This window comes from Arthrobacter methylotrophus (assembly GCF_039539965.1).
GTDB lineage: Bacteria > Actinomycetota > Actinomycetes > Actinomycetales > Micrococcaceae > Arthrobacter > Arthrobacter methylotrophus.
This window is the reverse complement of sequence record NZ_BAABED010000001.1, coordinates 1,319,803-1,333,326: the sequence shown is the minus strand read 5'-3', so window position 1 is coordinate 1,333,326 and position 13,524 is coordinate 1,319,803. Positions and strand designations below refer to the sequence as shown.

Sequence of the window (13,524 nt, the reverse complement as noted above, 5' to 3'; positions counted from 1 at the left end):
CACTGGTAGCTTGAATCCAACTTTGCCGAAGGCTGCGTCAGACACATATCACTGAATCTTTGGTTTCCGTGTCCCTCTTCTTTCGAAGTGGGTAAGTACTATTCTTGACCCGCTCCCCAGCAAGCACAAGCCCTCTTCAAGAACTACTGGCATGTAATTCTGGACGTCGAAACGGACTGTTTGACGTGTCCCAAGGTTCTGGCCATTCGATGCTTTGTGGCACAGTGTTGCTATGCCAGAACTTCCCGAAGTAGCCGGGCTAGCTGCCTTCCTGGGCAGGAATCTTCTCGGCGCCGAACTGACGAAGATCCAGATCGCCTCCTTCGCCGTGCTCAAGACGGCGGATCCGCCCTACGCGGCCTTGGAGGGCCGGAAAATCGTCGGGGTGGAGCGTTTCGGAAAGTTCGTCAGTCTCGACGCCGAGGGGATCCAATTCATTTTCCACCTCGCCAAGGCCGGCTGGTTGCGCTATACAGAGCAACCCTCGCAGACCCATTTGCGGATGGGTGGCAGCAATATCGCGGCGAGGCTAAGCTTCACCAAGGGCGAGGGCTCAACGCACGTGGGGGTGGACCTGACCGAGGCCGGAACGAAGAAGAGCCTCGCCATCTACGTGGTCCGGAGCCCCCTCGACGTCCCTGGCATCGCGGCGCTCGGCCCGGACCCCCTTAGCCCCGAATTCACGGCAGAGACTTTGGCTGGGATCCTTGCCGGCAGCTCGCACCAGATCAAGGGACTGCTTCGGAGCCAAAGCGTCATCGCGGGTATCGGCAACGCATATAGCGATGAAATCCTCCACGCCGCCAGAATCTCGCCCTTCGCCATTTCCAAGTCCTTGGACAGGGACACAACCCAAGTCCTCTATGAGTCCATCGAGGGGGTCTTGGGTGCAGCTGTCGCCGCCGCGGTCGGGAAAGCTTCAAACGAGCTCAAAGACGCCAAGCGGAACACCATGCGGGTTCATGGAAGAGCGGGCCAGCCCTGCCCGGTGTGCGGCACCACCATCCGCGAAGTGTCCTTTGCAGACACCGCTTTGCAGTACTGCCCCGGGTGCCAGACAAACGGAAAGATCTTGGCGGACCGCAGAACGTCGCGATTCCTGAAATAGCCGTGCAGTGCGTGGTTCAAACGACTGCGAGGATTCGGGCTAGTTGAATTCGGGGCTCTCCGTGCGGCTGCGCTTGAGCTCGAAGAAATGCGGGTACCCGGCCAGCGTCACCGCGGCATCCCAGATTCGGCCGGCCTCCTCGCCACGCGGAATACGGGTCAGGACGGGCCCGAAAAAGGCAGTGCCGTTGACAGAAACAACCGGGGTGCCGACGTCCTGGCCTACCAGCGAAATACCCGCTTCGTGGCTGGCTCGCAGCTGGACATCGTATTCCTCGGAATCGGCAAAACGGGCCAACTCGGCCGGCAGACCGGTTTCAGCCAGTGCCTTGGAGATGACCTCGGCAAAGTCTTTGATGCCTTCGTGGTGAATCAGGACACCCATCGCGTCGTAGAGCGGCTTGATGTATTTGTCTCCATGCAAGTCTCGGGCCGCAATGATGACGCGGACAGGGCCCCAACCCAGCTTCATCTTTTCGGCGTACTCAGCGGGCAGCTCCCGGCCCTCATTGAGGACGGAGAGACTCATGACGTTCCACGTGGTCTCGATGTCACGAACGTCTTCCACTTCGCCAATCCAGCGGGACGTCGCCCAGGCGAAAGGGCACATGGGATCGAACCAGAAATCAACCTTGTTGGCGGTCTGTGCGGGCACAGGGAACTCCTTGGATAGCACGTACGGGGCGCGGTTGACCGGAAGAATCTGGGTCCGGCACCAATCATGCAAACCCCAGGCTAGGCGGACTTATTCCGACGCTTCGCCACGACCTCGTGCGCGATCATGGTGGGCTGGCCCTTCTTGGTCACGGCGTCGGCAGTGATGACCACGCTGGCGATGTCATCCCGGCTCGGAAGATCGAACATGACCGGCAGGAGCACTTCCTCCATGATGGCCCGCAGGCCACGGGCGCCGGTACCGCGTTCAAGGGCTTGGTCGGCGATCGAATCCAGGGCGTCGTCGTCGAACAGGAGCTCCACGCCGTCCAGCTGGAACATCTTCTGGTACTGCTTGATCAGGGCGTTCTTGGGCTTGGAGAGGATTTGGATGAGTGCCGAGCGGTCAAGGTTGGAAACCGTGGTGATTACAGGCAGACGTCCGATGAACTCAGGAATCAGCCCAAACTTGAGCAGATCCTCCGGCATCACCTCACCGTAACTGTCCACGTTGTCCTTGACCTCATTGAGCGGGGCCCCGAAACCAATGCCCTTGCGGCCTGAGCGCGATCCAATGATGTCCTCCAAACCGGCAAAGGCCCCGGCAACGATGAACAACACGTTGGTGGTGTCGATCTGGATGAATTCCTGGTGCGGGTGCTTGCGTCCGCCCTGCGGCGGAACCGAGGCTACCGTGCCTTCCAGGATTTTCAGGAGCGCCTGTTGCACGCCTTCGCCGGACACATCACGCGTGATTGACGGGTTCTCGCTCTTGCGGGAGATCTTATCAATCTCATCGATGTAGATGATGCCTTGCTCGGCCTTCTTGACGTCGTAGTCCGCGGCCTGGATGAGCTTCAGCAAGATGTTCTCAACGTCTTCGCCCACGTATCCGGCCTCCGTCAGGGCTGTGGCGTCAGCGACGGCGAACGGTACGTTCAAGCGGCGCGCCAAGGTCTGGGCCAAGTAGGTCTTGCCGCAGCCAGTGGGGCCGATCAGGAGGATATTGGATTTGGCGATCTCCACGTCCTCGTGGTGTCCGCCCTCGCCAAGACCGGTCTTTGGTGCGTGGCCTGCCTGGATGCGCTTGTAGTGGTTGTAGACCGCGACGGCGAGGGAGCGTTTTGCGGGCTCCTGGCCAATGACGTATTCCTGGAGAAAATCGAAGATCTCCCGCGGTTTGGGCAACTCGAAACTACCAAGATCCGATACTTCCGCGAGTTCCTCTTCGATGATCTCGTTACAGAGTTCGATGCACTCGTCGCAGATGTATACGCCGGGCCCGGCAATCAGCTTCCGAACCTGCTTTTGGCTCTTTCCGCAGAAAGAACACTTCAGCAGATCCGTGCTCTCGCCAATCCGAGCCATGTGGGAATCCCTTCGTTTCATGCGGGTGGTGCAGCTCCGTACCAATCCGCCGAATTGGCGGGATCGCAGCGGGGGCGCCACCATGACAACTTCCACTGTAGGACACAATGGGCTGCTTGGGTTGAACCAGAACGCCGATGCGGTCCATATTTCCTGAACCGCACCGGCGTCGAATTCTTACCAGTTACCTGGCGATCGCCTGGGGCTTGATCTTGCGGGAATCGAGCACCTGGTCGATCAATCCATAGTTCATAGCTTCCGCGGCAGTAAGGATCTTGTCGCGCTCGATGTCGTTGTTGACCTGTTCAGGCGTCCGGCCAGAGTGCTTGGCCAGCGTGTCCTCAAGCCAGGAGCGCATACGCATGACTTCTGCGGCCTGGATCTCAAGATCGGAAGCCTGTCCGCCCTGGCCGCCAGACAGTGACGGTTGGTGGATCAGAACCCGCGCGTTTGGCAAGGCGAGGCGCTTGCCGGGCGTACCGGCCGCAAGCAGAACAGCGGCGGCACTCGCCGCCTGGCCCAGGCAAACGGTCTGGATCTCCGGACGAATGTACGTCATGGTGTCGTAGATCGCGGTCATAGCGGTGAACGAGCCACCTGGGGAGTTGATGTACAGAGTGATGTCACGGTCCGGGTCCGTAGACTCGAGCACCAATAGCTGGGCCATGATGTCGTCAGCAGAAGCGTCGTCAACCTGGACACCGAGGAAGATGATGCGGTCCTCAAAAAGCTTGGTGTACGGGTCCTGGCGCTTGAAGCCGTAGGGGGTGCGCTCCTCGAACTGCGGGAGGACGTAGCGGCTGGACGGGAGATTACCGGCAGACCATCCAAAGTTGTAATTCATTTTATTGCTCCTGATCTGAATGTTTCTTAGTGCCGGTTACTTCTCGGAATTCGAAGCATTGGCCGTTCCGCCGCCGCCGGCGACCGATCCCGCGTGTGCGGCGATCTTGTCGAAGAAGCCGTACTCGAGCGCGTCGACCGCTGTGAACCACTTGTCGCGGTCGTTGTCCTTGAGGATGGTCTCGACGGTCTGCCCGGTCTGTTCGGCGGTCAACTCCGCCATGACCTTCTTCATGTGCAGGATCAACTCGGCCTGAATCTTGATGTCCGACGCCGTGCCACCGATACCGCCGGAAGGCTGGTGCATCAGGATGCGGGCGTTGGGCGTGGCGTACCGCTTGCCCTTGGTGCCCGAAGAGAGAAGGAACTGGCCCATGGAGGCCGCCAGTCCGGTGGCAACGGTTACGACGTCGTTCGGAATGAACTGCATGGTGTCGTAAATAGCCATGCCTGCGGTCACCGAACCGCCAGGAGAGTTGATGTACAGGTAGATGTCCTTCTCCGGGTCTTCAGCCGAGAGGAGGAGGAGCTGGGAGCAGATCGCGTTGGCATTCTCGTCGCGGACTTCGGATCCGAGCCAGATGATGCGCTCTTTCAGCAGGCGGTTGTAGATGTAATTGTCTTGGGCCGCTGGATCGACGGTTGCCATCCTGGGAGCCCCTGCTTGCTGTGACATAAGTACTTACCTCTCGCTGGTGACAGGGCCATTGCTGAACTTGCCATCCCTGATCTTCACTACTTGGACACTAACCGTTTTCCACGGCGATTTGTTCTCCCAAATCGCGCTGTTCGCTGACGGCGCACGATTGCGGAAGGGCGCGCTTTCCATGCTTTCCGGGCTTAAACGAAGCCGCCCCCGGATCCTGGGATCCGGGGGCGGCTTGAGGCAAAACTAGAACTTCACTGCGGCAGGATCGTCGCTCGGAACAACGTCGGCTTCTTCGGCTTCCTCGACAACGGAAGCCTCTTCGCCTGCGGGGCGCACGAAGTCGCTCAGGTCGACCTTGTTGCCTTCGGAGTCCACAACCTCGGCCTGGCCAAGGACAACCGCGAGAGCCTTGCGGCGGCGAACCTCGGAAACCATCATGGGAACCTGGCCGCTCTGATCGATGATCTGGGCGAACTGGTTCGGGTCCATGCCGTACTGGCTTGCTGTGGTAACGATGTAGTCGATCAGCTCGTTCTGGCTGACGCTCACTTCTTCCTTGTCGGCGATAGCGTCAAGGATGATCTCGTTCTGGAAGGCACGGGCAGCGTTGGCCTTGACCTCGGCGCGGTGCTCCTCGGTGTCGTGGTCGCCTTCACCATGTGCGTTTTCCGGGTTGAAGTGCTGCTCGAGCTGCTCTTCAACTACGGAGTCCGGAACCGGAACCTCGATGAGTTCCACGAGCTTGTCGAGGACCTTGTCGCGGGCTTCGACGCCCTGGCCGACGACCTTGGACGCAGCAGCCTGCTTGGCAAGGTCTTCACGCAGCTCGGCAAGGGTGTCGAACTCGGATGCCAACTGGGCGAAGTCATCGTTGGCTTCAGGAAGCTCGCGCTCCTTGACGGTCTTGACAACAGCCTTGACCTGGGCGGCCTCGCCGGCATGGTCGCCGCCGACCAGCGTGGTGTCGAAGATTGCTTCTTCCTCGGCAGAAAGGCCGGTAACGGCCTCGTCCAAGCCCTCAAGCATGGTGCCTGCACCCACCTGGTAGGACAGGCCGGTAGCCGAGTCGATTTCGGAGCCGTCGATCGTGGCGGTGATGTCGATGGTCAGGAAGTCGCCATCGGCAGCGGGGCGGTCAACGGACTTCAGCGTGCCGAAGCGGCCGCGGAGCTCGTCCAAGGCCTTGTCGACGTCGGCCTCGGAAGAATCTGCTGCGGCAACCTCGACGTTGATGCCGGCGTAGTCCGGCAGTTCGACCTCGGGACGGACGTCGATCTCGACCTGGAACTTCAGCTCGCCGTCGGTCGAGGACGGGTCCGGAACCTCCGTGATCTCAACCTCGGGACGGCTCAGCGGGCGAAGGCCGGCTTCCTGGACGGCAGCCTGGTACCAGCCATTGAGGCCATCGTTGATGGCGGTCTCCAAGACGTAGCCACGGCCAACGCGCTGGTCAACCAGCTTGGCGGGAACCTTGCCCTTGCGGAACCCGGGAACCTGGATCTGCGAAGCAACGGTCTTGTAAGCGGCGTCGATGCTCGGCTTCAGTTCCTCAAAGGGAACCTCAACGTTGAGCTTGACCCGCGTGGCGGTGAGGTTCTCGACAGCGCTCTTCACAGTCTAAGTACTCCTGGTTTTGTGGGATGGGTTTCTGCCGCGCCCCGGATCGGGACAGGCACACAGAGTCGGGGTGACAGGATTTGAACCTGCGACTTCCTGCTCCCAAAGCAGGCGCTCTAGCCAAGCTGAGCTACACCCCGTGAATGCACAGGACAGTCTACGGGTATCTCGCCGGAGAATGCACATTTGACACTTGGCCCCTGAATTAGGTTTAGTTATATCCGGCTTCAACAGCCGCCGGAAAGATGCGCGGAACACCCGGGAAGTTCATAGAGGTGCATGCAGTCTTGTCCGGGGACGTAGCTTAATGGTAAAGCCTCAGTCTTCCAAACTGATTACGCGGGTTCGATTCCCGTCGTCCCCTCCAGTGTGATGTAGCGGAACATCCTTTACAGATGTGTCGCGACATCATTGACACCCCCGGTCTTCGGACCGGGGGTGTTTTGTTTTTTCCGCTGATGCGATGCCAAGGTGACAGGATCTGTTCAGATTGCCACTCCCTTCCTGACCTTCTTTGAACGGAACTCCCCCTCGACACGCCGGGGACACGCCAAGGGGAGGGCATGTTCTGACTCAAAAAGGGTCAGGACGGGAGGCGCCAGGCGAGGACGGCACCACGAGCGTCGCCTAGTCCTGGCAGCCCGGGCACCAGTAGAGCTTGCGCGCACCGATTTCAGCCATCCCCACGGTCTCACCACAGCGGCGGCAGGGCTGGCCCTGCCGCTTGTAGACAAAGTGGGCTTCGCCGTCGAGCGCTCCCGCGTTTCCGCCGCTCCAAAGCGCCGCGGGGGTCGTAACAATCCGCCCGTCCCGGACGCCGTCGGACATGGCAGCCACGGTGTCGTCCCACAGAAGTCCGGCGGTTTCAGCGTCCAGGGAACTGCCGGAAACCCATGGATCAATGCGTTGCCGGAAGAGCACCTCCGCGCGGTAGATGTTGCCGATTCCGGCTATCACGGATTGATCCATCAGGAGGAGCCCGACGGCGGTCTTGCGGCGCCGCACGCGTCGCATGAACTCCTCGCGGTTTCCCGGGAGGTTGTGAAGGGGATCGGGACCCAGGCGGGCCAGGACAGCCGCTACCTCCGCCTCGGTGATCGCCGCACAGGTAGTGGCTCCCCGCAAGTCCGCCCAGCCGTTCGCCGAGACGAGGCGGACACGCACGGCACCTACCGGCTCGGGCGGCCCCGAGTAGCTGATTCCTGCGTCCGGCCCGGCATCCGGTGAAAAAGCTTCCCGCTCGCCGATCCGCCGGGGAGCCCCGATACTCGAGGCTCCCCGGAAGGATTCGTCACCGCCGAAATTCCACGCGCCATAGAGACCCAAATGGACATGCAGAACCACGCCATGGTCAAAGCGGAGGAAGAGCTGCTTGCCGTGCGCCATTGCTTCCAGCAACTCATGACCGTCCAAGAGGGCCGCACCCGCGGTGAAACGCCCTTGTGGACTGGAAACCCCCAGCGCGTGGCCGGCGAAAACATCCTGGAACTGACGCGCCAGGCGATGGATGGAATGCCCCTCAGGCACTATGCGACGATTTCGCCGGTATTTTCATAGGTGGCGATCTTTCCGATGCGGCGAACGTGGCGTTCGTCATTGCTGAAAGGTTCCTCCAAGAAGGCCTCGATCAGTTCCGTGGCTTCCTCTACGGTGTGCTGGCGGCCGCCGACGGCAACCACGTTGGCATCGTTGTGTTCGCGGGCCAGTCTTGCCGTGGACAGGTTCCATGCAAGTGCGGCGCGGACGCCTTTGACCTTGTTTGCCGCAATTTGCTCACCGTTGCCGGACCCGCCCAGGACGATGCCCAATGCATGAACGGCGGCTTTCTGGTCTGCCACCACGGCGGCAGCCGCGTTGATGCAGAACGAAGGGTAGTCATCCAGGGCGTCGTAGACCTTGGGGCCGTGGTCAACCACGTCGTAGCCCTTGGCGGTCAGGTGGCTTACGAGGTGGGCGCTGAGCTCCATGCCAGCGTGATCCGTAGCAATGTGGACGCGGGGTGTAGTCACGGAAAGTCCATTCAGTCTGGCGCGCGAACGCGGCGAAGCCGGGCGCGGCGTTGAGGGATGCGGTTCCTAGATTACTAGGACCGGGCCGTTGCCCACCTCTTAAGACGAAGCCGACAGGCCCGGCGAACTCCCGGCGCTCAGGGGGCAGGAGGCTGCTCGTCGTGCTGGGCCCGTGCCGCGACGCGGTTCAGAATTCCTGCGAGCCGGTCCGCCGTGGCCGAGGTTCCGGCGCTGAAGGCCACCCTGTGGCCGCTGACTTCGCGGACGACGACGGCGGGTCCGCTGCTCACGAGCATGGCCGTAGCTCCTCCGTGGTGCCGAAGCCCCCATCCGCCGAAGTCGGCGGCCCTGACTTCTTGGGCTGCCGCGCCCGCGATGTCTACGGCAGGCACGGTCAGGACTCGGAGGACGCCGGCGACAAAGACCTGCACCCCTCCCCTGTCGGCGCGCACCCGGACGAAGAGGAAACACGCTGCCATCAGGGCGACCACAGCCAGCAACGCGCCTAGCCATGGCAGCGCAATGGCGATCAACACGGCGGGAAACACGGTGGCCACGCAGATCATGACGAACACCGAACTCCTCGCGTGGACCCAGAGCAACATGGAATCCTCTGCCAGCGCCGGGTCTTCCGCCAGGATCCTTTCGGTCTCGAGGGCGGCATCGTCTTCCGGAGTCCAGTGTGGATCAGGCTTGAATGCCATCATCATGACCACGCCAAGGGGCAAGGCCGCTCCGGCGCCCAGCGCGAGGACAGTGGCATCAACGTGCGAGCTGCGGGCATCGGCAAGGCCTGTTTGTCCTACGAGTCCGGCGGCCAGCACAGCGGTGATGAAGAGGGTCACCATGAGTCCCATGCCCATCATGACCCGCCGCATGATCACTGGCCTAGCAAGGGGAACGGCCTGGGCGAACACCAGCCAACCCACCAGGACCAGGAACCCGCCGCCGCCAAGAACGTAGGCGGCGAACGGCGCGAAGCTGATTCCGCCGTCGGCGTTCCACGCAATGGCGACGGGATCCGGAAGGTTGTTGCGCAGCATGAGCGCGCACACTGCGAATGCCGCGGCCAGCAGCAGCGGAAATGCCACCGCAAAGCGGAGTGCCCGGAGGTCCAACGAGTCGCGCATCTTTCCCATGATTCCAACGCTACCCCTGGCCGGCGACACTATGATCCAGCTTCCTTGCCAAGCCGGCATCGAGTGAAAGAATGACTTCACAGTGCCGGTGTTGGCTGAACCCAACCGGCTTCTTGCAACCCATTCTTGGAGGCACCACTTTGCCAGGCCTGAACCTGACGCGCACCGAAGCCAGACATCGCGCAGAACTGCTCATCGTGACTTCGTATGACGTCGCCCTCGACTTGACGAAGGGTGCCACGGTCTTCGGCTCCACCACGGTGGTGAAATTCTCGGCCGCCGAAGGTTCCTCGAGCTTCATCGACGCGATCACGGAGACGGTGCACAGCGTGACGCTCAACGGCACCGAACTTGATCCCGCGGTGGTGTCCGACGGCGTACGCATCCAGCTGCCTGAGCTCGCCACCGAGAACGAGCTCAGGATCGTCGCCGATGCGCCGTACATGAACACCGGTGAAGGCCTGCACCGTTTCGTGGACCCAGTCGACAACGAGGTCTACCTGTACACCCAATTCGAGGTGCCCGATTCCCGCCGCATGTTCGCTGTGTTCGAGCAGCCGGACCTGAAAGCGGCATTCACGTTCACGGTCACCGCGCCCTCGCACTGGGACTTGATTTCCAACTCCCCTACCCCGGTACCCGTGGAAACCACTCCCGGGGACGACGGCGGTGCCCGCTCCGTCTGGCACTTCGCGCCCACCCCCCGTATCTCCTCCTACGTCACCGCCCTGATCGCGGGCCCCTACCAATCGGTCCGCAGCAACGTCACCAGCTCCGACGGCCGGATGATCCCGCTCGGCGTGTTCGCCCGCAAATCCCTCATGCAATACCTGGACGCCGAGAACATCTTCGAACTGACCCGACAAGGTTTCGAGTTCTTCGAGGCCCAGTTCGGCTTCCCGTATCCCTTCGATAAGTACGATCAACTCTTCGTTCCCGAGTTCAACGCCGGCGCCATGGAAAACGCCGGCGCAGTGACGATCCTCGAGGGCTACGTCTTCCGGAGCAAGGTCACCGACGCCCAGATCGAACGCCGCGCCATCACCGTTCTGCACGAACTGGCCCACATGTGGTTCGGGGACCTCGTGACGATGCGCTGGTGGAACGACCTCTGGCTCAACGAGTCCTTTGCCGAGTACATGTCCCACCTCGCCGCAGTCGAGAACACCGAATTTGACCGTGCGTGGACCACCTTCGCTTCCGTGGAGAAGTCCTGGGCCTACCGGCAGGACCAGCTGCCCACGACCCACCCGATTTTCGCCGAGATCAACGATCTCCAGGACGTCGAGGTGAACTTTGACGGCATCACGTACGCCAAGGGCGCCTCAGTCCTCAGGCAGCTTGTTGCCTGGGTCGGCCCTGAACAATTCATGGCCGGCGTCCGCGAATACTTCCAGAAGCATGCTTGGCAGAACACCGAACTGGCAGACCTCATTAAGGAACTCGAGGCCGCGAGCGGCCGCGACTTGGACCAGTGGGGCAAACTCTGGCTCGAGACCGCAGGCGTCAACACGCTCTCCCCCGAGCTCGATGTCGACTCCGACGGCACCATTACGTCTTTTGCGATCCGGCAGACAGCCATCGACGAACAGCCCACCCTGCGCCCACACCGCCTCGCCGTGGGCTTCTACAACCTCTCAACCGAAGGCAAGCTCGAACGCACCCACAGGGAAGAGCTCGACGTCGACGGTCCCCGGACCGATGTCCCGGCCCTTGCCGGGCTGGCGCGTCCGGACCTGGTACTGCTCAACGACGACGATCTCGCGTATGCGAAGGTCCGCCTTGACCCCGTGTCGCTGGCGACCGCGAAGGCCCACCTGAAGGACTTCGCCGGCAGCCTCCCGCGCACCCTGGTGTGGGGCTCGGCATGGGATGGCGCCCGCGACGGCGAAACCCCCGCCCGCGGCTACGTTGACTTGATCCTGGCCAACATCGCCTCCGAGACCGATTCCTCCGTGATCCTGGTCCAGCTGCGGCAGCTCGCCACCACGCTCAGCTACTACGTCGCCGCTGAACACAAGGAAGCGGCCACCGTAGCTGCCGCGGACAAGCTGTGGGAGCTCGCTTCCACCGTGGCCTCCGGATCGGACGCCCAGCTCCAGTTCGTGAAGTCCTTCGCTTTGCTCGCCGCCAGCAGCTCCCAACTGGACACCGTCCAGTCGGTATTGGACGGCGGCACCGTCCTGGACGGCCTCACTGTCGACCAGGACCTGCGCTGGGAACTCCTGACGTCGCTGGTGGTGGGCAGCCGCGAGGGCCAGGAGCGGATCAACGCCGAACTTGAGCGCGATCACACGGCCAACGGCCAGAATGCTGCCGCCTTGGCAACAGCCGCCCTCCCCACTCCCGAGGGCAAAGCCGAAGCGTGGAACAAGATTGTTGTGACGGGCGAGCTCTCCAACGCCATCCAAAGCTCCGCCGTCACGGGCTTCACCCGGGTGCTGGACACCTCCCTGCTGGAACCGTACGCCGAAAAGTACTTCGAGGCAGTCCCGGAAATTGTCGCCAACCGCACCCACGCGCTGGCCCAGCAGATCGTCGTCGGACTCTACCCTGCACAGCTGACCACCCAGGCCACCGTGGATCGCACGGACAAGTTCCTGGCTGAGCTGCAGGCGGACAGCAACGCCCTGCGGCGCATGATGCTCGAAAACCGCGACGGCGTCGCCCGCGCCCTCAAGGCCCGCGCGGCAGACGTCTAGCAACATCGCACAAAGCACCGCAAGGGCCCGCTTCCGCTCGCCGGAAGCGGGCCCTTGCGTGTGCGGGGGAGAAAGCACCCCCGCTAGACTTTCCGCATGAGCCTGGACGAACACCGCTACTCCCTGACCGTACGCTGGACCGGAAACCTGGGCAGTGGAACCTCCAGCTACCGTGGTTATGCCCGGGACCACGACATCGAGATCCCCGGTGTGCCCGTCCTCAAGGGCTCCTCGGACCCCGCCTTCCACGGGGACAAGAGCCGATACAACCCTGAGCAACTGCTCCTCGCCGCCCTGTCCCAGTGCCATATGCTGGCTTTCCTGCATGTTGCGGTCAAAAGCGGCGTGGTGGTCACCGACTATATCGACCAGGCCGAGGGGATGATGAGGCTTAATCGCGACGGCAGCGGCCAGTTCGAGAGCGTCACCTTGAAGCCGCACGTCACGGTTACAGACCCGGCGCATGTCTCCCTCGTGGACGAGTTGCACCACGAGGCGAACCGGCTGTGCTTCATCGCCCGGAGCGTCAACTTTCCCGTTCTGCATGAGCCGAACACGACGGCGGCCGCCAGCTAGCCGTACCACTCGCCTGATGCGCTTCCGGCCACGCTACGGGGATAGGGTTGACCGTGGACAGAGCATTCAGCGCCCGGCGAAAAGGGCCCGGCGAACAATTGGATCCCGTGAGGAGCATTCCCGCACATGAACGTCGCCTCGTCGACCGACAACATCGTGGCCGATGCAGCCAAGATCGATTTCGCGTCAATCTTCGTGACGCTGGGCATTGGCTTGGTGGTCTGGGTGGTAGCCCGGTTCATCATTCTGCGTATTACGCGCCGCGTAGCTGAGGGCACCAGCTTCTTCAAGAAACCCCATTTCAGGTGGGTCCAGCCGGCTTTCCGGGCACTCGACCATGAACGGCGCGCCCAACGCGCCCACACCATCGGCTCCCTGCTGACAAGCGTGCTGAGCGTTGTGGTGGTGGTCATCGTCATCATCTACGTCCTCAAATACCTGAATGTAGATATTGCCCCGCTGCTCACAAGCGTCGGGATTTTGGGTGTGGCCATCGGCTTTGGCGCCCAACAACTTATCCGCGATTTCCTGTCCGGCATCTTCATCACCATCGAGGATCAGTTCGGGATCGGCGATGTGATCGTGACCACGGAAGTGATTGGCACCGTTGAATCGGTCGGTCTCCGGATCACCCGTCTCAGGGCTGAAGACGGCGCCATCTGGTATCTGCGCAACGGGGAGATCCTGAGGGTGGGCAACCGCTCGCAAGGAGACTACGTGCCGGAGGAACCAGCCGTCCCGAATGACGTTCCGCCTGCACCCCCGGGTACTGCGCCCGCCGAAACGGCTGCATCCGGTGCGCCCCAATCGTCAAAGGAATCCCTCAAGATTCAAGAGCAGAAAGCAGGTGAGTGACCTGA

Annotated in this window: 14 protein-coding genes and 2 tRNA genes; 7 read left to right on the top strand and 9 right to left on the bottom strand. The window is 61.9% G+C overall.

The features are described from left to right. The first annotated feature begins 232 nt into the window (after nt 1–232). Nucleotides 233–1,108, top strand: a complete 876-nt coding sequence (locus ABD884_RS06550) for an Fpg/Nei family DNA glycosylase (protein WP_345040643.1) — start codon at nt 233–235, stop codon at nt 1,106–1,108. A gap of 39 nt (nt 1,109–1,147) precedes the next feature. Here the strand turns inward: ABD884_RS06550 and ABD884_RS06545 are convergent, their stop codons facing one another. Further along, nucleotides 1,148–1,762, bottom strand: coding sequence for a mycothiol-dependent nitroreductase Rv2466c family protein (locus ABD884_RS06545; RefSeq protein ID WP_345040637.1), 615 nt, complete (start codon nt 1,760–1,762; stop codon nt 1,148–1,150). Nucleotides 1,763–1,842: 80 nt separating this feature from the next. Next, a complete protein-coding gene (clpX, locus tag ABD884_RS06540; protein WP_028267469.1) occupies nt 1,843–3,129 on the bottom strand; it encodes an ATP-dependent Clp protease ATP-binding subunit ClpX in 1,287 nt (428 codons plus the stop codon). Here clpX and ABD884_RS06535 point away from each other — a divergent pair. Further along, on the top strand, nt 3,128–3,286 hold the full coding sequence (locus tag ABD884_RS06535; protein ID WP_345040615.1) for a hypothetical protein: 159 nt from the start codon (nt 3,128–3,130) through the stop codon (nt 3,284–3,286). The genes clpX and ABD884_RS06535 overlap by 2 nt on opposite strands. 27 nt (nt 3,287–3,313) lie before the next feature. Here ABD884_RS06535 and ABD884_RS06530 read toward each other — a convergent pair whose 3' ends face one another. Next, nucleotides 3,314–3,973 carry an ATP-dependent Clp protease proteolytic subunit gene (locus ABD884_RS06530; protein ID WP_028267470.1) on the bottom strand — a complete coding sequence of 220 codons (660 nt, stop codon included), beginning with the start codon at nt 3,971–3,973 and terminating at the stop codon, nt 3,314–3,316. Nucleotides 3,974–4,009: 36 nt separating this feature from the next. After that, entirely contained in the window at nt 4,010–4,621 is a 612-nt protein-coding gene (locus tag ABD884_RS06525) for an ATP-dependent Clp protease proteolytic subunit (protein WP_345054635.1), read from the bottom strand. Between the two features lie 46 nt (nt 4,622–4,667). On the opposite strand from ABD884_RS06525, the gene ABD884_RS06520 reads away from it, so the two are divergent. Then, the gene (locus tag ABD884_RS06520; RefSeq protein ID WP_345040601.1) at nt 4,668–4,868 is read left to right on the top strand and encodes a hypothetical protein; all 201 of its coding nucleotides are present in this window, start codon (nt 4,668–4,670) and stop codon (nt 4,866–4,868) included. On the opposite strand, the gene tig is transcribed toward ABD884_RS06520, so the two are convergent. Together tig and ABD884_RS06510 are read right to left on the bottom strand one after the other, a co-directional pair. Next, entirely contained in the window at nt 4,865–6,235 is a 1,371-nt protein-coding gene (gene tig, locus ABD884_RS06515; RefSeq protein ID WP_345040597.1) for a trigger factor, read from the bottom strand. The genes ABD884_RS06520 and tig overlap by 4 nt on opposite strands. A gap of 68 nt (nt 6,236–6,303) precedes the next feature. After that, nucleotides 6,304–6,378 (bottom strand) — tRNA-Pro (locus tag ABD884_RS06510). Between the two features lie 153 nt (nt 6,379–6,531). Here ABD884_RS06510 and ABD884_RS06505 point away from each other — a divergent pair. Next, nucleotides 6,532–6,605: transfer RNA gene (locus ABD884_RS06505), tRNA-Gly, on the top strand. A 260-nt stretch (nt 6,606–6,865) separates the two neighbouring features. On the opposite strand, the gene ABD884_RS06500 is transcribed toward ABD884_RS06505, so the two are convergent. The 3 genes from ABD884_RS06500 to ABD884_RS06490 form a co-directional block, all read right to left on the bottom strand. Further along, the gene (locus tag ABD884_RS06500; protein WP_345040587.1) at nt 6,866–7,765 is read right to left on the bottom strand and encodes an Fpg/Nei family DNA glycosylase; all 900 of its coding nucleotides are present in this window, start codon (nt 7,763–7,765) and stop codon (nt 6,866–6,868) included. Then, nucleotides 7,765–8,247, bottom strand: a complete 483-nt coding sequence (locus tag ABD884_RS06495; protein ID WP_345040581.1) for a ribose-5-phosphate isomerase — start codon at nt 8,245–8,247, stop codon at nt 7,765–7,767. Before ABD884_RS06495 ends, ABD884_RS06500 begins: the two co-directional genes overlap by 1 nt. 137 nt (nt 8,248–8,384) lie before the next feature. After that, on the bottom strand, nt 8,385–9,386 hold the full coding sequence (locus tag ABD884_RS06490) for a hypothetical protein (protein WP_345040574.1): 1,002 nt from the start codon (nt 9,384–9,386) through the stop codon (nt 8,385–8,387). 140 nt (nt 9,387–9,526) lie between these two features. Here ABD884_RS06490 and pepN point away from each other — a divergent pair, with 140 nt between their 5' ends. The 3 genes from pepN (at nt 9,527) to ABD884_RS06475 (ending at nt 13,519) form a co-directional block, all read left to right on the top strand. Beyond that, on the top strand, nt 9,527–12,088 hold the full coding sequence (pepN, locus tag ABD884_RS06485; RefSeq protein WP_345054631.1) for an aminopeptidase N: 2,562 nt from the start codon (nt 9,527–9,529) through the stop codon (nt 12,086–12,088). A gap of 96 nt (nt 12,089–12,184) precedes the next feature. Beyond that, nucleotides 12,185–12,664 carry an OsmC family protein gene (locus tag ABD884_RS06480; protein ID WP_345040569.1) on the top strand — a complete coding sequence of 160 codons (480 nt, stop codon included), beginning with the start codon at nt 12,185–12,187 and terminating at the stop codon, nt 12,662–12,664. Nucleotides 12,665–12,790: 126 nt separating this feature from the next. Continuing rightward, the gene (locus ABD884_RS06475) at nt 12,791–13,519 is read left to right on the top strand and encodes a mechanosensitive ion channel family protein (protein WP_345040562.1); all 729 of its coding nucleotides are present in this window, start codon (nt 12,791–12,793) and stop codon (nt 13,517–13,519) included. The last annotated feature ends 5 nt before the right edge of the window (nt 13,520–13,524 follow it).

What these genes read in the sequence shown, in the direction of transcription:
- ABD884_RS06550 (WP_345040643.1), top strand. Translation starts at nt 233, where the DNA reads ATGCCAGAACTTCCCGAAGTAGCCGGGCTAGCTGCCTTCCTGGGCAGG.
- ABD884_RS06535 (WP_345040615.1), top strand. Translation starts at nt 3,128, where the DNA reads ATGTGGGAATCCCTTCGTTTCATGCGGGTGGTGCAGCTCCGTACCAAT.
- clpX (WP_028267469.1), bottom strand. Translation starts at nt 3,129, where the DNA reads ATGGCTCGGATTGGCGAGAGCACGGATCTGCTGAAGTGTTCTTTCTGC.
- ABD884_RS06530 (WP_028267470.1), bottom strand. Translation starts at nt 3,973, where the DNA reads ATGAATTACAACTTTGGATGGTCTGCCGGTAATCTCCCGTCCAGCCGC.
- ABD884_RS06525 (WP_345054635.1), bottom strand. Translation starts at nt 4,621, where the DNA reads ATGGCAACCGTCGATCCAGCGGCCCAAGACAATTACATCTACAACCGC.
- ABD884_RS06490 (WP_345040574.1), bottom strand. Translation starts at nt 9,386, where the DNA reads ATGGGAAAGATGCGCGACTCGTTGGACCTCCGGGCACTCCGCTTTGCG.
- ABD884_RS06480 (WP_345040569.1), top strand. Translation starts at nt 12,185, where the DNA reads ATGAGCCTGGACGAACACCGCTACTCCCTGACCGTACGCTGGACCGGA.
- ABD884_RS06475 (WP_345040562.1), top strand. Translation starts at nt 12,791, where the DNA reads ATGAACGTCGCCTCGTCGACCGACAACATCGTGGCCGATGCAGCCAAG.